At 51.2% G+C, this 25,693-nt stretch carries 31 protein-coding genes and 1 pseudogene; 20 read left to right on the top strand and 12 right to left on the bottom strand.

What is annotated here, in order from left to right; translation table 11 throughout:
- The first annotated feature begins 416 nt into the window (after nucleotides 1-416).
- The 3 genes from U8U68_RS15760 (at nucleotide 417) to U8U68_RS15770 (ending at nucleotide 2,375) form a co-directional block, all read left to right on the top strand.
- Nucleotides 417-569, top strand: a complete 153-nt coding sequence (locus U8U68_RS15760) for a hypothetical protein (protein ID WP_322202485.1) — start codon at nucleotides 417-419, stop codon at nucleotides 567-569.
- A 137-nt stretch (nucleotides 570-706) separates the two neighbouring features.
- Nucleotides 707-1,327 (top strand): DNA cytosine methyltransferase, encoded by a 621-nt coding sequence (locus tag U8U68_RS15765; protein ID WP_322202536.1) that lies wholly within the window; start codon nucleotides 707-709, stop codon nucleotides 1,325-1,327.
- A 1-nt stretch (nucleotide 1,328) separates the two neighbouring features.
- Nucleotides 1,329-2,375 (top strand): hypothetical protein, encoded by a 1,047-nt coding sequence (locus tag U8U68_RS15770; RefSeq protein WP_322202487.1) that lies wholly within the window; start codon nucleotides 1,329-1,331, stop codon nucleotides 2,373-2,375.
- 87 nt (nucleotides 2,376-2,462) lie between these two features.
- On the opposite strand, the gene U8U68_RS15775 is transcribed toward U8U68_RS15770, so the two are convergent.
- On the bottom strand, nucleotides 2,463-3,005 hold the full coding sequence (locus U8U68_RS15775; RefSeq protein WP_322202489.1) for a nitroreductase family protein: 543 nt from the start codon (nucleotides 3,003-3,005) through the stop codon (nucleotides 2,463-2,465).
- A 726-nt stretch (nucleotides 3,006-3,731) separates the two neighbouring features.
- On the opposite strand from U8U68_RS15775, the pseudogene U8U68_RS15780 reads away from it, so the two are divergent.
- The 9 genes and pseudogenes from U8U68_RS15780 to U8U68_RS15820 all read left to right on the top strand — a co-directional run bounded on the left by U8U68_RS15780 (nucleotide 3,732) and on the right by U8U68_RS15820 (nucleotide 10,644).
- A pseudogene (locus tag U8U68_RS15780) lies at nucleotides 3,732-4,019 on the top strand (XRE family transcriptional regulator).
- A 266-nt stretch (nucleotides 4,020-4,285) separates the two neighbouring features.
- On the top strand, nucleotides 4,286-4,909 hold the full coding sequence (locus tag U8U68_RS15785) for a TetR/AcrR family transcriptional regulator (RefSeq protein ID WP_322202491.1): 624 nt from the start codon (nucleotides 4,286-4,288) through the stop codon (nucleotides 4,907-4,909).
- 42 nt (nucleotides 4,910-4,951) lie between these two features.
- A complete protein-coding gene (locus U8U68_RS15790) occupies nucleotides 4,952-5,431 on the top strand; it encodes an AraC family transcriptional regulator (RefSeq protein WP_322202493.1) in 480 nt (159 codons plus the stop codon).
- A gap of 13 nt (nucleotides 5,432-5,444) precedes the next feature.
- Nucleotides 5,445-5,894 (top strand): HEAT-like fold family protein, encoded by a 450-nt coding sequence (locus U8U68_RS15795; protein WP_322202495.1) that lies wholly within the window; start codon nucleotides 5,445-5,447, stop codon nucleotides 5,892-5,894.
- 118 nt (nucleotides 5,895-6,012) lie between these two features.
- The gene (locus U8U68_RS15800; protein WP_322202497.1) at nucleotides 6,013-6,726 is read left to right on the top strand and encodes an MFS transporter; all 714 of its coding nucleotides are present in this window, start codon (nucleotides 6,013-6,015) and stop codon (nucleotides 6,724-6,726) included.
- Entirely contained in the window at nucleotides 6,720-8,954 is a 2,235-nt protein-coding gene (locus U8U68_RS15805) for an ABC transporter permease (protein WP_322202499.1), read from the top strand. Before U8U68_RS15800 ends, U8U68_RS15805 begins: the two co-directional genes overlap by 7 nt.
- Nucleotides 8,955-8,959: 5 nt before the next feature.
- Nucleotides 8,960-9,706: an ABC transporter ATP-binding protein gene (locus tag U8U68_RS15810; protein WP_322202501.1), complete on the top strand. Its 747-nt coding sequence runs from the start codon at nucleotides 8,960-8,962 to the stop codon at nucleotides 9,704-9,706.
- A gap of 153 nt (nucleotides 9,707-9,859) precedes the next feature.
- Entirely contained in the window at nucleotides 9,860-10,432 is a 573-nt protein-coding gene (locus U8U68_RS15815) for a TetR/AcrR family transcriptional regulator (protein ID WP_322202503.1), read from the top strand.
- Nucleotides 10,429-10,644 carry a hypothetical protein gene (locus U8U68_RS15820; protein WP_322202506.1) on the top strand — a complete coding sequence of 72 codons (216 nt, stop codon included), beginning with the start codon at nucleotides 10,429-10,431 and terminating at the stop codon, nucleotides 10,642-10,644. Before U8U68_RS15815 ends, U8U68_RS15820 begins: the two co-directional genes overlap by 4 nt.
- Here the strand turns inward: U8U68_RS15820 and U8U68_RS22445 are convergent.
- The 3 genes from U8U68_RS22445 to U8U68_RS15830 all read right to left on the bottom strand — a co-directional run bounded on the left by U8U68_RS22445 (nucleotide 10,631) and on the right by U8U68_RS15830 (nucleotide 12,251).
- Nucleotides 10,631-10,828, bottom strand: coding sequence for a DUF3800 domain-containing protein (locus tag U8U68_RS22445; RefSeq protein WP_367575836.1), 198 nt, complete (start codon nucleotides 10,826-10,828; stop codon nucleotides 10,631-10,633). The two genes, U8U68_RS15820 and U8U68_RS22445, sit on opposite strands and share 14 nt — an antisense overlap.
- A gap of 278 nt (nucleotides 10,829-11,106) precedes the next feature.
- The gene (locus U8U68_RS15825) at nucleotides 11,107-11,292 is read right to left on the bottom strand and encodes a hypothetical protein (RefSeq protein ID WP_322202508.1); all 186 of its coding nucleotides are present in this window, start codon (nucleotides 11,290-11,292) and stop codon (nucleotides 11,107-11,109) included.
- A 506-nt stretch (nucleotides 11,293-11,798) separates the two neighbouring features.
- Nucleotides 11,799-12,251: a DUF8626 domain-containing protein gene (locus U8U68_RS15830; protein ID WP_367575837.1), complete on the bottom strand. Its 453-nt coding sequence runs from the start codon at nucleotides 12,249-12,251 to the stop codon at nucleotides 11,799-11,801.
- A gap of 202 nt (nucleotides 12,252-12,453) precedes the next feature.
- On the opposite strand from U8U68_RS15830, the gene glsA reads away from it, so the two are divergent.
- Nucleotides 12,454-13,371 (top strand): glutaminase A, encoded by a 918-nt coding sequence (glsA, locus tag U8U68_RS15835; RefSeq protein WP_322202510.1) that lies wholly within the window; start codon nucleotides 12,454-12,456, stop codon nucleotides 13,369-13,371.
- Between the two features lie 186 nt (nucleotides 13,372-13,557).
- Here glsA and U8U68_RS15840 read toward each other — a convergent pair whose 3' ends face one another.
- Nucleotides 13,558-13,845 (bottom strand): CHAP domain-containing protein, encoded by a 288-nt coding sequence (locus U8U68_RS15840; RefSeq protein ID WP_322202538.1) that lies wholly within the window; start codon nucleotides 13,843-13,845, stop codon nucleotides 13,558-13,560.
- The gene (locus U8U68_RS15845; RefSeq protein ID WP_322202513.1) at nucleotides 13,835-13,999 is read right to left on the bottom strand and encodes a hypothetical protein; all 165 of its coding nucleotides are present in this window, start codon (nucleotides 13,997-13,999) and stop codon (nucleotides 13,835-13,837) included. Before U8U68_RS15845 ends, U8U68_RS15840 begins: the two co-directional genes overlap by 11 nt.
- A gap of 534 nt (nucleotides 14,000-14,533) precedes the next feature.
- Here U8U68_RS15845 and U8U68_RS15850 point away from each other — a divergent pair.
- The 3 genes from U8U68_RS15850 (at nucleotide 14,534) to U8U68_RS22680 (ending at nucleotide 15,620) form a co-directional block, all read left to right on the top strand.
- Nucleotides 14,534-14,713: a hypothetical protein gene (locus U8U68_RS15850; protein ID WP_322202514.1), complete on the top strand. Its 180-nt coding sequence runs from the start codon at nucleotides 14,534-14,536 to the stop codon at nucleotides 14,711-14,713.
- A 261-nt stretch (nucleotides 14,714-14,974) separates the two neighbouring features.
- Nucleotides 14,975-15,091 carry a transposase gene (locus U8U68_RS22450; RefSeq protein WP_367575838.1) on the top strand — a complete coding sequence of 39 codons (117 nt, stop codon included), beginning with the start codon at nucleotides 14,975-14,977 and terminating at the stop codon, nucleotides 15,089-15,091.
- A 142-nt stretch (nucleotides 15,092-15,233) separates the two neighbouring features.
- Nucleotides 15,234-15,620, top strand: coding sequence for a hypothetical protein (locus tag U8U68_RS22680; RefSeq protein WP_322202516.1), 387 nt, complete (start codon nucleotides 15,234-15,236; stop codon nucleotides 15,618-15,620).
- A 285-nt stretch (nucleotides 15,621-15,905) separates the two neighbouring features.
- On the opposite strand, the gene U8U68_RS22460 is transcribed toward U8U68_RS22680, so the two are convergent.
- The 5 genes from U8U68_RS22460 to U8U68_RS15875 form a co-directional block, all read right to left on the bottom strand.
- A complete protein-coding gene (locus U8U68_RS22460) occupies nucleotides 15,906-16,064 on the bottom strand; it encodes a DUF3732 domain-containing protein (RefSeq protein WP_367575841.1) in 159 nt (52 codons plus the stop codon).
- A 48-nt stretch (nucleotides 16,065-16,112) separates the two neighbouring features.
- Nucleotides 16,113-16,490 carry a hypothetical protein gene (locus U8U68_RS15860; protein ID WP_322202518.1) on the bottom strand — a complete coding sequence of 126 codons (378 nt, stop codon included), beginning with the start codon at nucleotides 16,488-16,490 and terminating at the stop codon, nucleotides 16,113-16,115.
- 10 nt (nucleotides 16,491-16,500) lie between these two features.
- Entirely contained in the window at nucleotides 16,501-16,764 is a 264-nt protein-coding gene (locus U8U68_RS15865) for a hypothetical protein (RefSeq protein ID WP_322202520.1), read from the bottom strand.
- A 393-nt stretch (nucleotides 16,765-17,157) separates the two neighbouring features.
- The gene (queA, locus tag U8U68_RS15870) at nucleotides 17,158-18,180 is read right to left on the bottom strand and encodes a tRNA preQ1(34) S-adenosylmethionine ribosyltransferase-isomerase QueA (RefSeq protein ID WP_322202522.1); all 1,023 of its coding nucleotides are present in this window, start codon (nucleotides 18,178-18,180) and stop codon (nucleotides 17,158-17,160) included.
- Nucleotides 18,181-18,274: 94 nt separating this feature from the next.
- Entirely contained in the window at nucleotides 18,275-19,060 is a 786-nt protein-coding gene (locus U8U68_RS15875; RefSeq protein WP_322202524.1) for a class I SAM-dependent methyltransferase, read from the bottom strand.
- 470 nt (nucleotides 19,061-19,530) lie between these two features.
- Between U8U68_RS15875 and asd the strand changes: the two genes are divergently transcribed.
- From asd to U8U68_RS15895, 4 genes are all read left to right on the top strand, one after another.
- On the top strand, nucleotides 19,531-20,610 hold the full coding sequence (gene asd, locus U8U68_RS15880; protein WP_322202526.1) for an aspartate-semialdehyde dehydrogenase: 1,080 nt from the start codon (nucleotides 19,531-19,533) through the stop codon (nucleotides 20,608-20,610).
- Nucleotides 20,611-20,724: 114 nt separating this feature from the next.
- Complete coding sequence (dapA, locus tag U8U68_RS15885) at nucleotides 20,725-21,618, top strand: 4-hydroxy-tetrahydrodipicolinate synthase (protein WP_322202528.1); 894 nt, start codon at nucleotides 20,725-20,727, stop codon at nucleotides 21,616-21,618.
- A gap of 32 nt (nucleotides 21,619-21,650) precedes the next feature.
- Nucleotides 21,651-22,412, top strand: coding sequence for a 4-hydroxy-tetrahydrodipicolinate reductase (dapB, locus tag U8U68_RS15890; protein WP_322202530.1), 762 nt, complete (start codon nucleotides 21,651-21,653; stop codon nucleotides 22,410-22,412).
- A gap of 23 nt (nucleotides 22,413-22,435) precedes the next feature.
- On the top strand, nucleotides 22,436-22,897 hold the full coding sequence (locus tag U8U68_RS15895; protein ID WP_322202532.1) for an ACT domain-containing protein: 462 nt from the start codon (nucleotides 22,436-22,438) through the stop codon (nucleotides 22,895-22,897).
- Nucleotides 22,898-22,952: 55 nt separating this feature from the next.
- Here U8U68_RS15895 and U8U68_RS15900 read toward each other — a convergent pair whose 3' ends face one another.
- Nucleotides 22,953-25,517, bottom strand: coding sequence for a YfhO family protein (locus U8U68_RS15900; RefSeq protein ID WP_322202534.1), 2,565 nt, complete (start codon nucleotides 25,515-25,517; stop codon nucleotides 22,953-22,955).
- Between the last annotated feature and the right edge of the window lie 176 nt (nucleotides 25,518-25,693).

Below are 25,693 nucleotides of genomic sequence, written 5' to 3' on the forward strand. Positions count from 1 at the left end.
TCTAGCGGATAAGTGCTCTGTTATCCTTGTAACATATGAGACGTTTGGTCGCAGATACATGAAGCAAGTAGAATGCAACCACAGATATATTTCTAAAAAGCTTGGCGGGAGCAGGCAATGAACCTTTCCTGCTGACCGATGGCGATTGTCATTTGAATATAAAGGGGTAGAGCGAAGAAATGATTCTACGTGCGGAAACGGAGTGCCTGTTTCAAGGTAAACCGCTTACAACGCTTGACAAAGGGAAACATGATAAACAACAAAAAATGGACTGTCAACCTTACCGAAAACGCCGCCCGGCTGTAAAAAGGGCGGCGTTTTTGCGTGACAGGGAAAGGAGGAAAACGTATGAGGGGATGGGGCCAAAATAGGGTTTTGGTCCCGTTTGTATTTGAAAAAGTAAGGAGGTCAAGCGAATGGTAGAAGAAAAGAAAACGTCCCCAATCCCGGAGGAGAAGCAGCTGGAGGCCGCTGTACCGGAAGTGCCGGAGGCCCCGCCCGCCCCAGAGCCGGGGGCCCAGGGTGTGATTCCTGGCATGGAGGGCCCCCGTCCCCGGAGAACAAGGTGATCGACCTGTCGTCCGTCCGGGAGGGGCAGGAGTAGACGGACCCGGCCCCGGAGGGCGGGCAGGAGTGGGAGAAGCCCCAGGAGGAGCCGCCCCAGCCCAAGGACGCCTCCCGTGGGGAAAAGGAGGAGATCGTCTACCTGGACCTCTCCCAGCTCCACCCGTTCCAGGATCACCCGTTCGGCGTCCGGGACGACAATGAAATGAAAGGGCTGGTGTCGTCTGTGCGGGCAGGCGGCGTCCACCAGCCCGCCCTGGTGCGTCCCCGTGAGGGCGGGGGCTATGAGATCATAGCGGGCCACCGGCGGCAGGGGATCGTTCCCCTGTGGGCCAGCGAAATTGAAAAGGCCCCTGTCTCCATCACGAAACGCCACTTCCCGGATATGGAACACCTGGGGGACATTACCCGGCTCCACGGCGGCGAGGTCCCGCCCGTGGACGTCATTACATTCGGGTTCCCCTGTCAAAATCTATCCAGCGCGGGCCGCCGCGAGGGGCTGGGCGGGGCAAAGTCCAGCCTGTTCTTCCAGGCGGTGCGTATCATAGAGGAAATGAGGGATGCCACTGGAGGTCAATTTCCAACAATCGTTATTTGGGAAAACGTCATGGGAGCTCTGCTATCAGGAAACCGGCTGGATTTTAAGGCCGTCCTGCAATCTCTCACAAACACCGAAATTCCAATGCCTGCTTCCGACCGAAATTCCAATGCCTGCTTCCGGGCGCTGGGCCAATGCCGGAATGGTGCGAGGCGGAGGCCGTGACGTGTGCTGGCGTCTGCTGGATGTCCAGCATTGGGCAGACCCCCGGCTGGCCCGGCGTCAGCGGGTGTTCGTCGTGGCGGATTTTGGAGGCCGACGTGCCAGAGCGGTCCTGTTTAAGCCCTGCCGCCTGTTCCCGGCTCCTGCGCCTTGCGGAGACTTTGGGCTGCCCCCCGCCGGAGGCAATCGAATATCTGCTTTTGAAACAGGGGGCCGCTACCAGTCGTCCACCCCTTTCAAGGCTACCGTATGCGGAGGCGACCAAGGTGGGGGACGTGGGGAACTTCCTGGGGAGCTTTGGAAAACCAACAGACCCTTTTCCCACCCTGCTTGCCGGAGGCTGACGGTGTTTGCCCTGTGGCGGGAGGGCCGGGAGGCGGAGGGGGTGATAACGTGGCTGACCCCTACGGAGGGGGAGCGGGCCATGGGCCTGCCTGACGGCTGGACGGCATACGGCCACGACGGGCGCTCCGCCCGCGCCCGTCAAAAGGCCCTGGGAAACTCCCTTGCCGACTACATTCAAGGCATACTGTCACGCAAGGCACAGACGGGAAAATCGGGATATTCACAATCGCTGTATAACCTCAAAGACGCGGCAAATATGCTGAATTTTCTGCAAGCCAACAACATCATGGATATGACGGGGCTTGATGAAACATTCAAGTCCATGATAGGGGAACAACTGGATATTCAAGGGAAACTGAAACCCGTTGAACGGCGGCTTGCCACTCTGAAAAAGCACTTAGACCAAGCCGACATTTATTTCAAGTGTAAGGGAAAGAAGCCGCTGACCGAAGCCGAGCAAATCCTATTCACAACGGCGAAAGATTATCTCAAAGGCGTGATGAACGGCAAGACCACAATCCCGACAAAGACATGGAAAGAAGAATACACCAAACTGACCGCCGAGAGGAAAACACTCAATCAGCGGTATCTTGCATTGAAAGAGGAAGTGAAAGAAGCGGAGAAAATCAGAAAGAGCGTTTACAGTATCTTGCGGCAGGAACAGCGGGAACAACAGCCCCACAGAAAGCAAGATATGGAGCGATAACAGACAGGGCGGCGAGATAGTCAATACCTATTACCGCCGCCCGGTTTTGGACTTTTATTAGACCGATAAACTGGAATTTGCCGCATACTAAAATTCATTTTGAATATTCGGAAAGGCATTAAACCATGCTCGCTCCTCAAAAGTTCGCTTCTTAGGTAAAGTTGGTTCTGTCTCGGCAATACCAACAGGCAAAAAACACACCAACTCAAAGTTGTCGGGAACGTTTAAAATTTGAGCCATTTGATAACCAATTTTATCTTCATCAGTAATGTGTCCTTCATACCAACAGCTCTGATATCCAAGTTCAACTATAGCTAACAACATATTTTCGATTGCAGCGGAATAATCTTGAACCGCAAAGCACTTTTCCCTGTATGCAGGTATTCTTTGTGTTAAAACGCATATCATAGCGGGAGCCGTTTCTCCAACTGGTGGGTTTATAACTCTATGTAGTTTTTTCAATACATCTTTATCATCAACTGCTATTAGACTTGTTGTTTGCTTATTACAGCCTGACGGAGCGTTCAGCCCCGCTTTCATTATTGTTATTAAATCTTCTCTGGGAACAGTATCAGATTTATACTTACCTCTGTAACTATGCCTTTTGTTAATTGTTTCTATGACATTCATTATATTACCTCCGCAAATACCGATTTATCGGTTTGTACTGGAAAAAATTATACCATAGCCAATTACGAAAAGCAATCCCGTTTTACATCCGTTCCGACTATCCAGACCGTCAAGGGACGAGTAGTATTTTTTCGCAAAGAGCGCGAAAAAATCTCCACTCTTAAACCCTTGACCGTCTGGATTTTTGCCGTTGCCATTTCGCCGCCGAAAACGGGGAACAGGATAAAAAAATCCTGCCCCCGCTTTCGTCTGCTCCATTCTAACGGCAAAACCGTCTGCACTACTTCGGCGGCGGGCGGTAGGTTATGCGGTGGCTCTGCCCCCGCGCCCCCGACCTCTCCCAAAGAACAGAATGGAGTGTTACGCAATAGGGCTTGAAAAGGCTTGATTTTTAAGGCGTTGCGGACGCGAAAATCCACAGGGTAAGGGTTTTATACTGCCTACCCACGAAAAGGGCTTCTAACCGTCCACAGGCGCGTTTGGCGCCCGTTCTTCCTGCCCGTTTCCCGCCGCGCTGAAAAGTTTTGCGTGCCTGATTTTTATCCTTTCTGTCGGTTATGGAAAAAATTCTTGGAACTTTAAGGAAAGAGGAATTGTTTTCGGAGGCGGGTAGTGTATAATGTAACCTGTATAGGTATAGCCTTCAAAGTGTACCCATACCCAAACATGAGTTGAGCTAAAAATGGATAGGTACAATCTAAGTATGAAGATTTTCTCCCGGAACGGCTGGCAAAGCTGAGGACGCAAAAGGGCGTATCTGCCTGTGATATGTCCCTGTCGCTGGAACAGGCGAACAACTATATCAACAACATCGAAAACAAGAAGGCCTTGCCCTCCATGCAGGCTTTCTTTTACATCTGCGAGTACCTCGATGTGACGCCCTAGGAGTTCTTCGATGAAGGGAACGTCCACCCGGAGGCGCTCCAGGCATTTATAGCAGAGGCGAAAAAGCTGGACTCCCAATCGTTGGAATACATCCTCGGCATCATGAAAAAGCTGAATAATACAAAATGAAGCGGCCAAGCGACTGGCCGCTTCATTTTGCATTGTACCCGATGATATTCAGGATATGTCCTGCTTTTATACTGGTGATAATCCAAGAAAAGTTCAGGAATTTAATTTATGGCCTAAAGTTAGGAAAATGGATTTCATCGTAATTCGTGCATCTTTCAATATTACCCTGATTGACTTGAAAATCATGGTTGACTACTACAGCAATCGGTGCTACAATAATTGTAGACAGGCTGTCGGTCTATATACAATAAAGAGGAGGCAAGCATATGCGTATCGTTAAAGAAGCTGAGGAACGAAGAAACGAGATATTGGATGTAGCGGAACGGCTCTTTGGAACCAAGGGCTTTGACGGCACCAGCACTACGGATATTCTCAATGAGATCGGTATTGCCAGGGGAACGCTCTACTACCACTTCAAGTCCAAGGAGGATATTTTGGACGCTATGATTGAGCGTATGACCGGCAGTTTGGTGGCAAAGGCCAGTGAAATTGTCGAGAATAAGGACGTACCGGTATTGCAGCGCTTGACCCTGATGATGATGGCGCTGAATGTAAACAACGATCTCGGACATGAAATCATGGAGCGGATTCATAAGCCGCAGAACGCACTCATGCACCAAAAGATGCAGGAACGGCTGTTGGCCGGGGTGAATCCGATCGTCACCAGTCTGATTGAGGAAGGGATCGCCCAAGGGATTTGCCAGACGGATTACCCGGCGGAGGTGGCGGAAATGACCCTGCTCTACTCCAATACGGTATTCGACGACTTAGCTCCACTCGGTGCGGAGGAGCGGCAGAGAAAGATTGCCGCGTTCATCTACAACCTGGAGCGGCTGCTGGGGATGGAGGAGGGCAGTTTGCGGGAGGCCATTCTCCCGATTTTCGGGTGATAAGTAAACCAGACAAATCGGGATTTGGAGGAAGAAGTAATAATGTCAAGATTAAAAGTGAACATAGAGTATATTGAGCAAAAAACAATATACGGATTGTGGAAAAAGTCAAATGATAGAACTGTTTCCAAAGATATAAATGCTCTCTCTAAACAATATTATACCGTTGTTTCCATGCCAGAAGGAAATGTGTTACCCTATTTTGTCCTGTCCAGAAATTACAATAAGCAAAGCCACGATTTTGAATTGTTTATTGGCAGCGTGATTGACAAGAGCGGTTTAGAAAGCTGCGTCCTTTCAGCCAACGAGTACGCAAAAATTACCATAAAGCCTAAATTGGGATTTTTATGGGGTGCTTCTATTGGAGAGGCAAAACGATATTTTTATAGAAAATGGCTTCTGGAAAATCCTTATGAAGCACTTAATATGGAATATGAATATCATACAGAAAAAGCAATAAGAAAGCACCCAGTCATTGATATTATTTTTGCAATAAAAAAACGCTATAAATCTCAAGCTTAAAAAGGAAAATGCTATGGTGGTTGATGTAGTAGAAATCTTTGAACTGCTGTTCGACAAAAACAATAAGGTTGCATACAAGGCATTACTGGAATTGCAAAGGGAAAGTGAAAAAAGTAATTGTATTTATCCTTATATGGATAGATTAAGCGGTATGCTTGACAGTGATAATTCCTATATTCGTACAAGGGGGCTTACACTGATTGCCTGTAATGCAAAGTGGGACACAGATTATAAGATTGATGAAATCATCGATAAATATTTACAACACATAACAGATGTTAAGCCCATAACAGCAAGACAATGTATTAGGCTATTGCCGATTATTGCAAAACATAAACCAGAATTGAGGAACGATATTCTTTCCGCACTTCATAAGGCAAATGCTTGTATTTATAATAACAGTATGCAGCCATTAGTTTATAAAGACATTCAAAAAGCACTAAAAGACATACAAGAATTATAAAAGCACAAATTCCAGCTTATCGGAAAGCTGATCGCAGAATCAAAATGCAGGAACCACGCTGTTCCTTTATTTTGTGACTTAGTATCGACAGGCATACGGTCTATAAGGAGGGCAAACAATGAAGCAGAAAAGCAACTTTCCAAAATTTATGTTACTGTGGGCGGGAGAGCTGATCTCCGCCATCGGCGGCGGGCTGACCAGTTTTGGCCTGGGGGTCTATGTGTTCGGCCAGACCGGCAGCGCGGCCAGCATGGCCCTGATCACCCTGCTGGCGTTTTTGCCCACGCTGCTGCTCAGCGTCCCCGCCGGGGTGCTGGCAGACCGCTATGACCGGCGATTGCTGATGATGCTGGGGATTGGAGAAACGATCTGCGCCTCCGGGATGCTGGTGTCCAGTCTGTACCTGGGGGCCAAGGGAATCCGGCGGGGCTATGTCAAAACGCTGTGCCTGTCCCTGCTGGCGGCAGGGGTGAGCATTGTGGGGTTTGGCATTTGGGAAAACATCTACCCCGTCTGCTTGTTCGGATTTTTGTTCTTTGCCGCGCTCCCCTTTGCCAACAACTGTCTGGATTATTTAGTCCGGGTGAACATCCCGGACGAATTGCAGGGCCGGGCCTGGGGCCTGATCGGTTTCCTGTCGCAGATCGGCTATGTAGTGGCCTACGGCGGGGCCGGGGCGCTTGCGGATGGCATTGCCGCCCGGTTCCAGATTGGCGTGGGCCGGGGCGCGGCCTGGGTTGTGATGGCGGCGGGTGTACTGCTGGGGCTGACGGCGGCGGTACTGTATCTGCCCAAAAGTGTCCGGGGGCTGGAGAAGGAGGCACCATGCTGAACAAACTGATCTGGAACGATATACGACAAAACAAATTGCTCTCTGCCGCCACGGTTTTCTTCATGGCCGTTTCCGCTATGATGCTTGCGTTGACAGCGCTGCTGTTTTCCAGCCTGCTGGGTTCGGTCAACGCCCTGATGGAGCAGGCACAAGTGCCCGACCTTTTGCAGATGCACACCGGCGAATTGGAGGAATCGGAGATCAGCCGGTTTGCCGGGGCGCGGCAGGACATCAGCCAGTGGCAAATCTGCCGCTTGCTGAACCTGGATAATAGCGAAGTCGCCCTGGGCGGTCACAGCCTGCTGGACAGCACCCAGGACAACGGCCTGTGTGTGCAGAGTGAGCGGTTTGACTACCTTCTGGACATGGACAACAACCGCCCGGACGTACTGCCCGGGCAGGTCTATGTCCCCGCCTGCTACCGCACACGTTACGACTTGAACATCGGGGACGCCATGCGGATCGGCGGCGAGGCGCTTACCATCGCCGGATTTCTCCGGGACGCGCAGATGAACTCTATGATGGCCTCCTCCAAGCGGTTCCTGGTGAGCCAATGGGACTATGAACGGCTGAAATCAAGGGGCGAGGAAGATTATCTCATTGAGTTTCTCTTGAAGGACGGTGAGGACACCAGCGCCGTTAGTACTGCTTATACGAGGCAGGGGCTTCCGGCAAACGGCCCCGCCATCACGAAGCCGCTGATCCGCATGATGAACGCGCTATCGGACGGGACGGCCATATTCGTGATCTTCCTGGCCGCTGTGGTAGTGCTGCTGGTTGCCCTGCTTTGCATCCGCTTTATCCTGTCCATCCGTATGGAGCGGGATAAGCGGGAGGTTGGGATGCTGAAAGCCCTGGGAATCGGGAAGGGCGAAATCAAGCGGCTCTACTTTGCAAAGTATCTCCTGTTTTCCGTCTGCGGCGGTCTGCTGGGCCTTGGGGCTGCCGCCGCCCTGCAAGGGCCGTTGGAGGGGCAGATACGGGAGTTATACGGCGCGTCTGATCACAGCGCACAGACGGCGGCGCTTGCCTTTTGCGCCGTTGCCGTGGCGGAGGCTGTGATTCTTTTCTCCGCGTGGCGCAGTCTGAAAAAGACAGATAGGCTGTCCGTCCTGGCCGCATTGTTCCCGGTTCGGGAGCAGAAGCAGAACAGGTGTCAATATCTGCTGATTGGCTTTGTGTCCGCCGCCTGCGCCTTTTTGATGCTGCTGCCGGAAAATCTATATTCCACCATGTCCTCCCCCACGTTTGTCACTTATATGGGCATTGGGGACGCGGACATCCGCATGGATATACGCCAGGGGGTGGACATCCGCCTGACAGCGGCCCGGCTTGCCGCCGCCCTGGAGCGGGACGGGCAGGTAGCGCGATACGCCGTGCTGGAAACCCAATCCCTCCCGGTAGTTTTAGCGGATGGCACGACCTGCAATCTGACCGTGGAAATAGGCGATCATACTATATTCCCTGTGCGGTATTCGGAGGGAACGCCGCCAGTTATGGATAACGAGATTGCGCTATCTTCTCTGAACGCAAAAGAATTGGGGCTGTCTGTCGGCGATACTCTGCCGCTGCGGATAAATGGTATAGAAACACTCTACTCCGTCTGCGGAATTTATTCGGATATTACAAACGGTGGGAAAACAGCGAAAATTAGCAGCAGAACGGACAGCGCCCCTGTGATCTGGAGCGTTGCGTATGTCTCCCTCAAAAATCGGCCGGCCAGCCCCCGGTGGACGGAAACCTACAGTCAGGCGGGGGGCGATGTGACGGACGTTGAGGACTATGTACGGGATACCTATGGGCCGACCCTGGCGCAGCTCTGTCTGGCCTCACGAGGGGCCATGCTGATTGCCGTTCTGGTGGCCTTTGTGGTGATTACGCTGTTCCTCCGGCTGATCGTGGAGCGGAACCGGGACGCAATCTCACTGCAAAAAGCTCTTGGATTTACCAGTGGAGATATTGGACGGGCCTATTGTCTCAAAGGCTTTCTCTCCGCTACAGCAGGCGTCATATCCGGGCTGACTCTTGGCACTTTGCTGGGAGAGAACTTTTGCGGAATTGTGCTGAAGTCCTTTGGTGCGGACAGCTTTCGCTTCATCATCCGTTGGGATCGCCTGATGGTTGGTATCCCGGCCATCATCCTCGGAACAACGATATTGGCTGTTTTGATAGGAACGGCGGAAGTCCGGCGCATCAAAGCCTACGAGTGCTGCACGGGGAGGGAGTAAGGAGCATGAAAAAGTTACTGAGGGTAGAGAACCTGACAAAAGAAAACATCCTGCACCAAATCACGTTTGGCATGGCGCAGGGCGAAATGCTGGCGGTCATGGGGCCGTCCGGCTCCGGGAAATCGACGCTGCTCTACAACGTGGCCGGGATGGATCAGCCCACGGCTGGGCAGGTCTGGCTTGGCAATGTGGAGATCACGAGGCTGTCCGAGGACGAAAAGGCGCGGCTGCGGCTGCACCGCATGGGCTTTGTGTTCCAGCAGATGAACATGATGGCAAATTTGAATTTGCTGGACAATATCCTGCTTCCGGCAGCGCAGGCCAACAGAGGTAAGGGCCGGAAATCAAAGGAGGAACTGCGCCTGCGGGCGCGAACGCTTACGGAGAAGCTGGGAATCACGGGGCTGGAACAGCGCCGGATCACCCAGGTGTCCGGGGGTCAGCTCCAGCGGGCGTGTATCTGCCGGAGCATGATGAACGAGCCGGAAATCCTGTTCGCGGACGAACCCACCGGGGCGCTGAACATGAGCGCGGCGGGGGAGGTCATGGAGGAACTGGTCAAGCTGAACCGGGAGGGAACCACGATTTTGATGGTGACCCATGACAGCAGGATCGCCAGCAGATGTGACCGGATCATCTACTTGCTGGACGGCCAGATTTCCGCAGAGCTGAAGCTGGGCAAATCAGCAGCCGGGGCGGAAAAGCGGCGGGAGGAAACGGCGGCGAGGTGGCTGATGGAGATGGGATGGTGAGGTCGTAACATGGACAATCAATTTACTTTCCGTATATGGAAGAACAAAAAGCCATTGGGTGAACGTTCAGTCTAAGGATTGACAAAATCAGTTTTGCAGAGTGTAATGTAATTCATGTTATGTAACGCAAATTACCAAACAGGAGGAAAAGTTATGCCGCCGAAACCTAAAATCACAAAAGAGATGGTCATTAACGCTGCTTTTGAAGTTGCCCGTGAAGCAGGTGGAGAGAACATCAACGCACGGACTGTTGCAAAAAAACTAAATTGTTCCACACATCCCGTTATGTACCATTTTGCGACGATTGAGGAATTGAAAAAAGCTGTCTATGCGAAATTGGAGTGGTATCATACGGAATATTTGATGAACATTCAGAAGCCACAGAAAGGCGTTATGCTTGGAATAGGCTTGAATTATATTCGTTTTGCAGTTGAAGAACCGAATTTGTTTCGTTTCCTGTTTCAATCGGGTTTTGCAGTTGAGAACAATTTGCTTGAAATGATTGATTCAGAGGAACTTGTGCCAGTTATTTCTGCAATGCAGGAGACAATAGGTATGAATATTGAACAAACAAAAAAAGTTTTTTTGAAAGTTTCGCTATTTGCTCATGGATACGCAAGCATCATAGCTAACAATTCATTGGAGTATGATGAGGAACTCATTAAATCTCATATAGAACAGGCTTACCGAGGAGCAATATTAGCCGTACAGGAGGAAATGAAATGAAAAATCAACAGGCTATGGAAAATAATAAAGAGGGTACTGTCCTCACGATGATAGGTGTGGCAATAATGATACTATTGACGGCAACGAAAGTTGTGCCGTCCTCAAATATTGCGAGTTATTCCGTGTTTGTTGGGATTGCGTTTATCTTCATTGTGGAAGCGGTTTCCAAAACACCAAATGCCGAATCGGGTTTACGTTTTAATATGGTTTAGGGTAAAGTTCAAATCTTATCAGTTGAGATTTTAGTACTTCTAAGTAGTTTGGTGTATCATCTGACACTTTGTGGTTATCAAACATATAAGCTAATGTCCCACTAACAAAATCAGCTACTTGAAGACCAACATCATTTTTGCTGTTTCGAAAACTAAAATCTGCATCTCCCCACAGATTCGGCATATCCTGATGATTAATAACATATTACTGGCAAAAACTTTGCATATACTCATTACTGCCAATTTCGTCAGCAATAATGGTTACTTTTTCTTGAATGCCCGCCTCAACTCCTTGTGAACAATGTTATTCATGAATTTATAGAATAATTTCTTGTGTTGAAGTCCTTTCAAATTCATATTTTCTATGTGTTTTTCTTATCAATACAAACTGAAAAAATACTGAAGGGTAGGGGGGCTTAATCCGCAAGTATACGTTTGCGCCGTTCATGATTTCTACTCACTTTAGAAGATTTCATTTCCCCTGTTTGAAAATGTTGTTTGAATTTGTTCCACACAGTCTCTGCACTTGTCCACATTTGCTTCTTCTACAATAATTGCTGTAATGATGAAATGTGTAGATACATCTAGATTGTTACTATCACATCCGAACGCGCCATATTCATCTGTGAAAGCATAAACACGTTTCACAATTGTTCTCTCCTCAATAATTTAATTAATGCTTTGTACATGACTTGAAATTCTTCATTGAAAATAGCTATTCTAATTGCAACAACTTGGAATAACTCAGACTTATATGATAACATGGGCCCGTAATAGTTCATGCTGGCTTGCTCGTTCCGTTCTTCAATATTCGCAGTATTTTCGATTGGGGTTTCGGTATTGGCCAGATTTCATTTCTTTTACTGCACAGTAGGTGGCGTGGTCAATAATGCCGAAAGTGTACTTTATGATGTTATCCACACTTTTTGTTTCATCATTAGAATTTCAGAGCATAAAAAAGGAGGTAAACGCCTCTAAAATGCTTTTGTCTCCTTTTGGTCTTACCATGCTTAAAAGATGCCGCTTTTTCGATACAAAAAAAGAAATTCGAACCCTTTTGTCTAATGCCAAGAAAAAGTTTCTCCCTTGTTGGCACCTGGAATCGCCATTCGATGATGACAAAATATAACACTCGTTTCGCGCAAAAAGCTAACTCAGCCTTCTTCCGCGATTTTTTTGACTTCGTCCAAATCCAGGCCACAAATATCGGCAATTTCCTCCATAGACCTCTGCTGTTTCAACAGCCGCTGCCAGGCCCCTGCGCTGGGAGCCCACCGAAAGCCGTTGCTTTTAAGCGCGGGTCGGGTTTCCGCTTCCGGCTTTTCATCAAAGATGATTTGCAGGCGGTTATCCTCGGCGTTGGCCTCTACTCTCCCGCCGTCAAAGTCCCAGCCCGTGTACCCAACCTCCTGCTGGCGGGTCAGCATGGTTATGCGTTCCTTGACCCGCCGGATCTCTGTGTTGTTGTTGGATAAGGCCCAGGAAGGGGAGGGCTTGTCCTCGATGTGCCAGGAACTCGCCATGCCCGATTTCAGCTTTAGCACCTCATCCTCTGAGAGGCGAGGACAGCCATCCAGGGTTTTGTGTTTCCGGTAGTAAGCATTCACCGCTTTTGTCCTCTCCTGGGCGACATTCCCGCCTGGGTACGCAGTCCAAAACGCTTCTTTGAACTCTGGTATAATAGAGTTTAGTATTCTTCATCTTCCCTTTCTCCTATGCTGGTAAATGAATATTTATGACCCTCTTGCATCTTTCGAGCTTCTGTGCTAAAATCATCGTATTATCACTGTAGAAAGGCCCGATATATCTATGGGAGAATTGCTTGAGAAACTGCTAGAAGAGTGCCGGCCCTACACCGCTACGGGCAGGGTTGCAAATTATATTCCGGAGCTGGCGAAAAAAGACCCCAGCGCCCTGGGGCTCTACGTTATTGACAGCGAAGGAAAACACAGTTGGGCCGGGGACTGCCGCCAGCCCTTTACCTTGCAGAGCATGGTGAAGCCGGTCCTGCTGCTGCAAGCCCTGCTGGACAACGGGGCCTGCGCGGTTCAGAGCAAGGTGGGCGTGGAGGCCACCGGCAAGCCCTTTGACGCCATCAACGCCGGGGAGCACACCCTGGACAGCCGGCATATCAACCCCATGGTCAATATGGGGGCTATCGTCATGTGCACCCTGATCCACGGCGGCAGCTATGAGGAACGCTTTCAGCGCCTGATGAACCTGACCGGCCAGCTGGTGGGGGACGATACGATCACCATTGACCAGGCGGTCTATCTCTCTGAGAAAAACCACGGCAGCAAGAACCGGGCGCTGGCCTATCTGCTCAAGTCCCACGGTATTTTGGAGGATGACGTGGAAGAGGTTTTGGACTGCTATTTCCGGGCCTGCTCCATCCAGGTGGACTGCAGGGGCCTGGCCCATATGGGCGCAGTGCTGGCCAACAGGGGACGGCTGCCGGACTCAAACCGGCGCATTTTCCCCGCGCCTTTGGCCCAGTATGTGAACGCCATCCTCATGACATGCGGCATGTATGACGGGTCCGGCGAGTTCGCCATCCGGGTGGGGATCCCCGCCAAGAGCGGGGTCTCCGGGGGTATTATGGCCGTGGTCCCTACCCGCATGGGCATTGGGATCTACTCCCCTGCCTTGGACCAAAAGGGCAACAGCGTGGCGGGGATCCGGCTCTTAGAGAAGCTGAGCCGGGAACTTTATTTGAGTATTTTTTGACCGCCCGCAATTAAGACAATACCGCAGAATTCTAAGTACCGTATTGTGCAGTCAGATTTTTCGTGAGAGTGTACAGATTGAGCGCCGTCCATCTCACCATTGACAAGCGAAAGCTGTGCGCTATCACGGAAAATCTGCAAGCAAGACGGTGCTTAAGGCGCCACCCGCGAATGGTGCGGTGTTGCCTTATCGTAATATCGGCGTCCCATACCCCCAAATCTGGTCGTCGCCGATGGGATAGCGGTTCCGCTCACAAGCGTCCCCTGAGTTGCCCTCGATGGTGTAGACCCTGCCGCCCTCCACTTTTTCCACAATGCCTACATGGTCCGAGCTGCCGCCCTGGACACCGTACTCATCCGGCCAATTAAAGAAAATGATGCAGCCGGAGTCGGGAGTCGCGCTGCCCTCCAGCCATTGGTTTTTATTCTTGAACCAGTTTACGCCAGTGTTGCAGCCTGCGAATTTAGGTATAATTGCGTTCCAGGTACCGCTTGACCCGCTGAAACAGGCTCTCCGGCACCTGGAACGCCAGGGTTCTCATGTTCTCCCTTTCCTTTCCCTCCCTTTCCGGTATTTTGGGATGTAACTTGTCCTGTGTGGCCAGGGCAATGAACTCGTCCATAGCCATGCCGTGCTGCTCCAGATACGCGCTGATCTCAGTCTGGAGCGGCAGGGTCCATCTCCATGGACGGAGGCCGCAGCAGCTCTTGTGCCGCCTGATTCAAAAGAGGGATTCTTCCTCTTTTGAACTGTGTTAACTATCCCAGTCCAGCGCAAGCCGCCTGCCTGCCCCACACATCTCCATCCTGCGGCCCGGAGGCTGGCTCCGTTTTGCTTTCCAATATATAATAATCAGCCTTTTATAGCCCATTGCCCTGGCTGCCCTCCAGGCGGCTATCAAAAGTAAGTAGGAGTTCTCTTTCCTTTGAATTACCGCTATCTTTTGAGCAGGCGGCGGCTTACCAAAAGGTTAACGGACCGTATGTAAGGAAAAATCAATGGAGAGAAACCACCGTAACGGGATATGTCGATCTTGATTAAGAACTGAATTCAGATAAGCATACCATTAAGAATGGAGGTACGCTTGTTTTTTTTGATCTTTTGCACCTTTGAATTTCAAGCCGTCTTATTATAATAAAGTTAAGACAGGACAGTGGACGGTATGAGAGAAAAGAAACCTCACATATATGTGGATAGCCAAGAAAGAAATATTTTATTACATAGTCTTGTGGAGCTGAAGAACCAGCTCATACAGCAGGGCAGATACGGGGATTGCGTTGACGAGATTATCTTTAAGGTAGCCAATGCCCCCGTCAAGAGAGTAAAAATTGAATATGTCTAAAGGAGCACCACCATGAAGCCGCTTATGGCTGATTCCTAAAGAAGCGAAAGCCTGCTGATTAGCGAAGAAAATCAGAAAAACTAATCAAAAACTAACCAAGCCTTAAAGAGTGTCTTAAAAAAAGTAGACAAAAGAAGGGAACTGTGGTAAAGTAGAAGAATGAAATGATCGAAGAACAGTGGAAAAAAGTGAAAGACTTGTTGCCGCCAGAAAAGCCAAAGCATGGAGGAAGGCCGGGAAAAGACAACCGGATGATGCTCAATGGGATATTTGTACTGGCTGAATACAGGGATCCCATGGCGGGACCTGCCGGAGCGGTACGGCCCGTGGAAAAGCGTGTACACCCGGTTCCGCCGATGGAGCCAGCAAGGTGTTTAGGAGCACATTTTTGAGGAATTGATTGCCCAGGACATTGTGGATGAAACGACTCTGATGCTGGATAGTACCACGGTCAAAATCCATCAGCATGAAGCGGCGCTAAAAAGGGGGCCAAGAAGAGCTGGGACGCAGCCGGGGAGGATTGACCACGAAAGTCCATGCGGTAGTAGATGGGCTGGGAAACCCATTGCGGCCTTTGCTGTCGCCAGGAAACCGCAATGACATTTGTTATGCGCAAAAACTGCTGGAACCTTTTGATCTACAGGGGAAATATGTGATCGGTTTGTCCATTGGCTGGAGGAACGCGGGGCCATTGTTGGGATTCCAAGCCGCAAAATTGCCAAGCATCCCCGCAATATTGACTGGCATATTTACAAGGAACGCCATTTGGTGGAGAATTTATTCCTCAAGTTTAAGGCCCACCGCCGCTTTTCCACCAGATATGAAAAACGCGCCTACTTATTTTTTGCTGTTGCTCTTCTTGCCTCCATCCTCCTTTGGATTGCTTGAGTTTGAAGACGCGCCCTAGGGCTTGTTTGAGAATAGAGGGAATGACGAATTTTTGGTCAGAAGTGGTCAGATTTCAGAAAAAAAACCGCAAGTCAACCGGTCGGTTGACGAGGATTTTTGACGCAGAAGATAACCGCTTTCGATGTTCGCTTTGCGAAATCGAGCAAAAAGACGGCGTTTCCAATTTTTCAAACAAGCCCTAAACTCCAATATATTCTTATTCCTTCAGCCAATCGACAGGAACAGGCTTAACGTTATTTCTCCATTTTTCAACAAGATGAATTTGGGAATCGGGGATATTACCTCATATATCATCATCAGCATGTTCTGTAACGATAATCTGTATGTCAAACTTTGCGTTCTTTACAAAGGCAGATAAGGTCTCAAATATTTTTCTAACCGAATTTGTATCACATGCTCTAATTTGTTTATTCAATGCTTTACGATAGTCTTTTGCGGCAATACAGGCAGGCTTATTGTTCTTCGTAAATGACTCTACTGTTTGAGTAACCTAACCGAGCATATCTGTCAGTAGGAGATCCGCATATTCTACGGGGATTGTTTGACTGTGGAACCGGTTTAAGAGATCTTCATCATAGGTATCGCAATGAATTTCAATTTCCATGGCCTTGATAATATCGCAAACAATTCTTTCCCGACTTTTATTAAAAAGATATCTGATATACTTTCTATAAGTATCTGGCAAAGCAGTATATACATCAACAGCTGAATCATCTGGAGGTGTTCCTAAAATAGTAATTTTTGCATCATCAAAAGCTTTTCGAGCCTCATCATTGGAATGAGCATTTGCAAATATCTCCTGAATGCTACCAGGGGTAATGGTTCCATTCGCAACAACAACAAATCGCCAAACAGCGCCGGCTGGCAAAGAACCGTATTCAATGTAAGTACACCAATTGTAAAGTGTCTTCCAAAAAAACTACGGATCTCTCATCCATTGGATTATTAGATGATGTAACACTTTTGATTTGTTCGGCAATAACTTTTCCATCAATCTCCACAGCTACATCATCCAGTTTCTCAACACTTACAATACGATCATCAACTGAAATCAGTTCATAGAGCATATGCCCCACTTGAAGCAGATTCCCTTGCAGCTTAATCAGGAACCAGCGTCTTGTTTGACATATGCACTCCTCCATTTTTATACGGCCTATAAACCATTACAGACCGTTAAATTGAATTGCATTGTATTGCTTATAAGCTGCTCCTCAATATATAGTGTTATAATACTATATATTTCCACATCATTTACTCTTTTTGCCATTTCCGCAATTTCCTGAAATCACAGAGTATAGTTCAACCATACTCCCACATCATCCAAACGAAGCTGAATGAACATTCATTAATTATGCGTTTTGATTCGTCATTTTTTCCTTTAAAACTTTTGCAAAAGTTTGGGCCAAAAAGGGCCTTTTGCCCCGATTTTGCCTCAAAAACGCCCAAAATGCTGTTTTGAAAATTAAGCGCAAAAGACCCGCGAACCCCCAGTAATACTACGCTTTTGCGGGCTCTACCCCGCCCCAAATTTTTACTCACACCACAAGCATCGCATCTCCAAACGAAAAAAAGCGATATCTTTCCTCCACCGCGATTCGATACGCCTGCAGAACATTTTCTCGCCCGGCCAAAGCGGAAACCAGCATAATCAGCGTACTCTCCGGCAGGTGGAAATTGGTGATCAGCCCATCAATCCCCCGAAACTGGTAGCCGGGATAAATGAAAATATCCGTCCAGCCGCCGCTCTCTTTAAAGCAGCCCTCTTGCCTGGCCACAGACTCAATGGTACGGCAGCTGGTGGTACCCACCGCGATCACCCTGCCGCCATTGGCTTTGGTCTGGTTGATCAGCTCCGCTGTGGCTCCGGGCATAAAGTAGTGCTCTGAATGCATCTTGTGGTCGGCAATGTTCTCCGCGCTCACGGGCCGGAAGGTCCCCAGCCCCACGTGCAGGGTCACAAATCCCAGCTGGACGCCTTTTGCCCGGACGGCCTCCAACAGCGCTGGAGTAAAGTGGAGGCCAGCTGTGGGAGCGGCCGCGGAGCCCCTCTCTCGAGAATACACAGTCTGATAACGCTCTTGGTCCTGGAGCTTTTCCTTAATGTAGGGCGGCAGGGGCATTTGTCCGATTTGGTCCAGCACGCTGAAAAATTCCCCTTCACAGGTAAAGCGCACCAGGCGGCCGCCCTCTTCTGTCACGCCGGTGACTTCCCCCCGCAAAAGTCCCCCGCCAAAGGAAAAACGGCTGCCAGGCTTTGCGCGTTTTCCAGGCTTGCAAAGGGCCTCCCAAACGTCCCCCCGGTTTTTAAGCAGCAGAAACTCCACATGGGCTCCTGTTTCTTCTTTCTCTCCATAGATACGGGCCGGAAGCACCCGGGAATCATTGAGAATCAGGCAGTCGCCAGGGTTCAACAGTTCCGTTATATCACGAAAGTGCCGGTGCCCCACCTGGCCGGTGGTTTTGTCCAGGGTCATTAGCCGGGAGGAGTCCCTGGGCTCCACCGGGGTTTGGGCAATCTGCTCCGGCGGAAGGTTATAATAAAAATCATGCGTTTTCATAGTTGTTTGATTTATGACAGCTCTCTCCTAATATCTCCGTCAGGCTTCACGTTTCTTATGTTCTTTCATATTATAAGCCAGGGCGTCCACTTACCTAGCGCGCTTCCCCTGGTTTTCGGGCCAACTCCAGATCTACTGTATAATACACTGTCATGGTCCCTCCATGCCGCTCAATAGCCTGATAAATCCCATGGAACAGCTTTGCCCTGTGCTCCTCGTCCAGGGCCATATGGTCCGGGTAGGTCCTCAAAAGACACAGATACTCTTCGGCGGTGAAGTTCTTTTCCAGCTCATACAGATGAAACTCTGTTTCCTCAAATCCATAGCTTTTGGGAACGGCCAAAAGCCGTTCCCCGTCCTCTGGACACAAGGGGCGGTATGTCCCCTTGCCCCCGTTCATATGCTCACGGTACAGCTTATAAACCTCTTCGGTCAGGGCCAGGCGTTTTCTGTCTGGTCCCGCGTGGTAGGCAAACCGGGCAAAGGCCCCGCCCGGCCGCAGCAAACGATAGACCCGCCGGTAGCCGTAGTCTTCTGGAAGCCAATGAAACGCAGTGGCAGCATAGATCAAATCAAAGCGCTCATCCGGCCCACTGTAATCTTGGAACACTTGTTCCAACAGGGTGAGGTTTTCATAATCCCTTAACCGCCGCCGGGCCAGCGCCGCCAGGCTGCCACCTGGTTCTAGTCCCACCAGGCGGCAGCCTGTTTCTAAAACCGGCTTTGTGGCCTTGCCGCTGCCCAGGCCAATTTCCAGCACCTGGCTTGTTCTCTCCAAGGGCTGATAGCGGAGCATGTCCTGGTAAAGCTCCCTGGGGTATTCCGGGCGGGAGGCTTCATACGCCTCTGCCTGGTTATCAAAATTGCGCTGAAAATCCACGGGTCATGGTCTCCTCTCCACCAAATTCAAACGTTATCCATAAAAAATCTTCTGGTCAGCTAAAAAGGGATTCCCTCCTGGTTGCGGGGCGTGGCCCAAACAAGGCGTTTATGACAATATTGGGGAGTCTCGCCTGCCGAGGAAATTGCTGGCAAGCCCCAGAGGAGACGACGAAACTTTTCCTGTTCCGTCGCCGGAAAGTCTGCTCATAAAACACTGCATTTGGACACTCCCTGATGGCGCTTCACCTTGACAAAGACCGCGAACTAGAGTATTATTATACAATACTCTTCTCATTATAGGGGATTGCCGGCCTTTTTTCAACCCTTTTTTACGGGGAAATGCGTTTGAGCATCTGCGTTCACCGATTCTCAAACCAGCCGCTGTGCCGCCCATCTAAAAATGCTTTACCACTGTATGGACTGCGTTCCCCCTATCATTCTTGTTCTTTTAAGAAAGGATTTTTGAAAATGAAACAATATCGCGTGGGAATCATTGGATGTACAGGTATGGTAGGCCAGCGCTTTGCCACCATTTTAGACGGACACCCCTGGTTTCAAGTCACCGCCCTGGCGGCCAGCGCTTCTTCGGCGGGAAAGACCTACCGTCAGGCCGTGGAGGGCCGCTGGGCCATGGCCGCCCCTATTCCAGAGGAGATGGCCGGCCTTATGGTCTATGACGCGGAAAAAGACCGGGAAACCGTGGCCTCTCTCGTAGACTTTGTGTTCTGTGCTGTCAATATGAACTCCCAGGACATCCTGGCCCTGGAAGAGAGCTATGCCAAGCTGGAGTGCCCGGTCATCTCCAACAACAAAGAGCACCGCGGCACCCCGGACGTTCCCATGATTATTCCAGAGCTGAACGCGGACCACGCCCAAGTCATCCAGCACCAGCGCCAGCGGCTTGGCACCAAGCGGGGCTTCATTGCCGTTAAGTGCAACTGTTCTTTGCAGAGCTACGTGCCCGCTATCCACCCCCTGCTGGACCTGGGGGTCAGCAAAGTGCTGGCCTGCACTTATCAGGCCATTTCTGGCGCGGGCAAGACCTTTGAGACCATGCCGGAGATTGTGGACAATATTATCCCCTACATTGGCGGCGAGGAGGAAAAGTCCGAGCGGGAGCCTATGAAAATATGGGGCCATGTGGAAAACGGCGTAATTGTCAATGCCACAGCGCCCTCCATCACCGCCCAGTGCCTGCGGGTGCCTGTGGCCGACGGACATATGGCGGCGGTGTTCTTCTCTTTGGAAAAGAAGGTGGAGGCCGAAGAGATTATCCGGCGCTGGAACCAGTTCCGGGGCCCTGCCCAAGAGCTGGAGCTGCCCAGCGCCCCCAAGCAGTTTATCCACTATTTTACCGAGCCCAACCGGCCCCAAACCAAGCTGGACCGGGATATAGAGGGCGGCATGGCCATTTCAGTAGGCCGCCTGCGCCCGGATACACAGTATGACTACAAGTTTGTCTGTCTTTCTCATAACACCCTGCGGGGCGCGGCCGGCGGCGGCCTGCTGATGGCCGAACTGCTGTGCAAGAAGGGCTATTTTGACTGATTTTTTTGCCGCTTTCAAAATTTGCGCTCTTTTGCCCCTGGGGTGCGCAATATCTCCTCTCTTTTACTTCAAATAGGAATCCGTAAGCCACTTTGAAAGGAACGTGCCAACCTTATGAAGAATACCATTTTTACCGGCGTGGGCACCGCCCTCGTCACCCCTATGAACCAATGCGGCGACGTCCTTTGGGATGAACTGGAGCAGCTGGTAGAGCAGCAGGTGGCCGGCGGCGTAGACGCCATCATTGCCTGTGGAACCACCGGCGAGGCCGCCACCATGAGCACAGAGGAACACCTGAAAACCATTGCCTTTATTGTGGAAAAGGCCAAGGGGCGGGTCCCCATTATCGCGGGAACCGGCAGCAACGATACCCGCTTTTGTGTGGACCTCTCCTTAGAGGCCAAGGCTTTGGGCGTGGAGGGCCTTCTGCTGGTAACCCCTTACTATAACAAAACCTCCCAAAAAGGCCTGGTAGAAAGCTTTAACTACATTGCCGACTGCGTACAGATGCCCTGCATCCTCTATAATGTGCCCAGCCGCACCGGCTGCAATATTCAGCCCGCCACCTACCAGGAGCTTTCCAAAAATCCCTATATCGTGGCCACCAAAGAGGCCAACGGCGACACTGCCTCGGTGGCCCGCACTTTGGCCCTGTGCGGCGATGAACTGGCGGTCTATTCCGGCGAGGATAATCAGGCTTTGGCCATTATGGCCATGGGCGGCCAGGGGGTCATCTCTGTCTTTTCCAACGCCCTGCCACGAGAAATGCGTGACCTGACCCACGCTATGCTAAAAGGCGACCTGGACACTGCCCGTAAACTAAACTGCCAGTTCCTGGACCTGATGGACGGCTTCTTTATGGACGTAAATCCCATTCCCATTAAGGACGCCCTTTGGCGCATGGGGCTGCTTAGCACCAACTTCTGCCGGATGCCTTTGACCTGTATGCCAGAGGAGAAGCAGACAAAAATGCACGAAATGCTGCGGGAGCATGGGCTGATTTCATAAAGGCTGCTTCTAGCAATAAAAAAAAACAGGACGTGATAAGCTTGACCAAGCTGCTGCTGTGCGGCTGCGCGGGAAAAATGGGCGCGGCTGTAAGAAATTTTGTCCAAAACCGGGAGAACTGCCAAATTGTTGCCGGTGTGGACCGTTTGGGCGGAGAGATGGACTTTCCGCTCTACCAAGAAATCCAGGAAGTCTCCGAACCGGTGGATGTAGTGGTGGATTTCTCCCACCCCAGCGCTCTCTCCTCGATTCTAGACTACTGCCGGGCCCACCCTGGCGCGGCCGCCGTGCTGTGCACCACTGGCTATACCCCCGAGCAGGTGGAGCAGGTCCATGCCGCCGCCAGAGAACTGCCTATTTTCTATTCCCGGAATATGTCCTTGGGCATTAATTTGCTCATTGAGCTGGCCAAAAAGGCCGAGGCTGTTTTAGGCAGCGGGTTCGATGTGGAGATTGTGGAGGCCCACCATAACCAGAAGATTGACGCACCCAGCGGTACGGCCCTTATGCTGGCGGACGCCATCAACCAGGTGCGGGATGGAGACATGAAGTATACCTACGACCGCCACTCCCAGCGAAAAAAGCGGGACAGCCGGGAGATCGGCATTCATTCTGTGCGGGGCGGCACCATTGTGGGGGAGCACCAGGTGGTCTTCGCGGGCAATCATGAGGTGATCACTTTGTCTCACTCCGCCCAGTCTAAAGAGCTCTTCGCCGCCGGGGCGGTTCGCGCCGCTGTATTTATGGCTGGCCAGAAGCCAGGGCTGTATGACATGTCCCATATGCTGGGATAAAACTACTGGAAAGGAACGTAAAAATGAGCGCAAAGACTGTAATCAGCACAGTGGACAATATTACGCTGGTCACCCTGGTGGGATTTCCCGCCAATGTGGATTCCATCGCCAAAATTTTCGACTCCATTGCCCAGTATGGCATTAATATTGATATGATCTCCATGGCTCCCACCCACGGGGCCTTTACCGGGCTCTCCTTTACCATTTCCGACCAGGATTTGGTAGACGTTCTGGCCTTTACCACCAAGCTGAAGAAAGAAACCGACGTTAACGTAATTGTCAGCTCGGTAAACCATAAAATCTCTGTCTATGACCCGGACATGAAGAACACCCCCGGCATTGCTGCCAAAGTATTTGGGGCTATCTCCAGCACCCGGGCCGACCTGCGGTTAATCACCACCTCGGAGGTGGAGATTTCCCTTTTGGTTACAGAGGCGGATTTTGATACCGTGCTGCTCTCCATCCAAAAGGCTATGGCGGAATAATAACAAGGCAAAGCCCCCCTCCTGGAATTTCCCGGGAGGGGGGCTTTTTGGCCGCTTATCCTAAAATCCACAAGGCCAGTGGAAGAACATATACCAGCAGAATCACTGCGGAAAAGGCCGCTGTTAGCAGGGCCGGCGCGGCCCTGTACCAGGCCCGCCGCAGCTTTCCGGCGTTCTGACTCCGCTTTTTGCGGAAAATCACGCACAGCGCCAGGGTGGCAAGGCTAAGGCACCCGCCCAGTCTTAGACCGCTGGGAATATAGCGCAGCTCCACTTCTCCCCAGCCGGCGGGCAGGGGAATCTCCATAAAGCAGTCCAGTACAATCCTGGGCTGGACCCGCTCCCCGTTCACCCATACCTCTGTGCCCTGGTACCAGGGCACAGACAGGAACAAAGCCTGTCCCGCTTCCGCCTCTGTCTGGCAGCCAAGGCCTCCCTTCTGGCAAAAGAGGCCGCTGCTGCCTAAAGCCTCTGCAAGGCGCCGCACCTTGGCGGCTTTTAGGCCGTACACCCCAAAGGAGCATAGCTCTACCCTCTTTAAAACCGTCACTTCCACAGACACCTTCTGGTTTTCAAAGGTACCCAACTCCAAAATGCCGTTTTGTCTCTGGGTGGGATACGAGGCGGCTATCTCCTGACCGTTCACCTTAATGTGAAAGCCGTCGTTAATCTTCTCCTTCAGCCGGGTAGAGATACAGGAAAAGGCGTCAAAATATAATGTCTCCCTTTGCAGGACAGGGACCTCGTAGCGCAGCACCGTTGGCTCTAGGGTAACCTCTCCCAGGACAGCCTTCCCCTGTACCGGCCTATAGACGGAAAAAGCCCCCTCTGCCTCCCCTGTTACCGCCTGGTAAAGCCGGTCCTGCACCTGAAAGCGATTTTCCGTCTCCAGGGCCGCGGGCAAAACGTTCTGGGGCAAAAGGTACCCCAAATTCCCGCTGCCGGTGGCAGTCCAAAGGTAGTGGCCGTCCATGCTGTACTTGTTCGATAACAGCAGGTCGCTAATCCCCGTGCCGCCACAGCCAGAGGTCTCCATCCAATAGGAAGAATACCCCAGTTTCTTCATAACAGCAAGAAACCGGCTGTCCGTTAACGAGGTGTAGTGGTTCAAGGTGGGGTGGCCAGCCGCCCCCAGCAGGTTCACGTCAAAAAACTTCTCTTTTGTCTTTACCCGGTAAAGCCCCGCGTCCTCTGGGGGCGCGGCCTCCACCACAGCCTGTCCCCGAGACGGCGACCGGGCGGCCGACCCTATAAAGATCTCTGCCTGCACCAGGCCCTGGGCCATGCAGACCGCCAAAAGCAGCCAGCCAGCTGCCCGGCGGCTGGAAAAGCGGCACCCCAGAACCATTGCCCCCATGCAGGGGCCCCAGAACAAGCACAGCAGCCCAAAGGCCTTTGCGTCTACCCAAAGGCTGGAGGTGTAAGAGGATACGGCGTCATACCGGGCCAGCAGCAGGTACATCCCCGCCCCGGCCACCGCCAGCAGAGGCAGTGCCCATAGGGCCGCTTTCTTCCAGCCAGGGGCCCCGGCTCTCTCTTCCCGCTGTTCCAAACCAACGCCCAGGAACCAAAGCCCAAAAAGCACTGGCATGTAGCCATACCGCCCAGGAAACGCCTGGTAGCTGCCCATATGCCACAATTTATTTACTGGCTCCACCACCAGGGGCAGAACGGTCAGCCCCCAGCAGAGGGCAATGGCCCTTAGCTTGGAAGTCTTTTGAAAAAAGAACCATAGCGCCGGTAATACCGAGGCCCCCGCTGTGCACAGAAGCAGCGGCAGGGTGGTGGTCAGGCTGCTCCAAAAACTACCGGTGCGCACCAGGTCCATCAGGCCCCCGCTGGTCCGGGCAGAGGCAAGGCATTGCAGTAAAGAGGGCAGCCACACCACAGCCGTGGCCCCTAAAGCAGTGAGGGCGCTTAGGCCAATTTTCCCGGCCAGTTCTCTCTGTGCCTCTCTTTTTACATAGCAGCGGAGAAATACCGCAGCGCAGAGGATCATCCCCAAAAACACCATGTAGCTTAGGTAGTAATTGACCACCAACGCCGCTATCAGGGTCCCGGTTAGCAGCCGGGAGCTTTTCCCCTCTATCAGCCGCATAAAGCCCATTAAAATCAAGGGAAACAGGCACAGCATATCCAGCCATACCAGGTTTTGGTAATACAGCAGGGCATAACCGCATAGCCCATAAGAGACGCACAGGGCCAAGTGCACAGGAGCCGCTAGCCCTGGTGCTTCCCGGTCAAAAAACCGCGAAGCCGTGGCAGCCGCCAGACAGAGCTTTACCAGGACCAGCAGGTTGACCAGCAAATAAATCTGGCCCTTCTCTACAAAAGCCACCAAGAAGCTGAACGGGCTGGCCAAAAAGAAAAAGAATACCCCCCAAAAGCTCATGCCGCCGGCATTTTGAAGGTTCAAAAGCAGGTTTGCCCTGCCCTGCATAATGTCCTTCAGTTCCATCAGCAGCGGGACCACTTGCTGGGACATATCGCCCCAGGCCAAGGTATTTTCCCCAAAAGGGAACAGCCCAGACGCAGCAAACACACAGCCCAGCAGCACTGCCGAGAGCAAAAAGGCAGCACCAGGGCGCAGAATCTTTCTGGATAAGCATAATTCTCTCATAAAAAGAGTATGCCATAAAATTCTTACTTTATACTATTACAAATTCTTACAGATTTATTATTACTCCCGCTCAAAAAGCTAGGAAAAAGAGAGGAAGAGTGATATAATAGGGATATGGAATATATCGATTTGCGGAAAGTGGGAAAAGAAGGGCTCAAGCAGATACGCAGTCAGGT

It is taken from the genome of Acutalibacter intestini, assembly GCF_034334985.1.
GTDB lineage: Bacteria > Bacillota > Clostridia > Oscillospirales > Acutalibacteraceae > Acutalibacter > Acutalibacter intestini.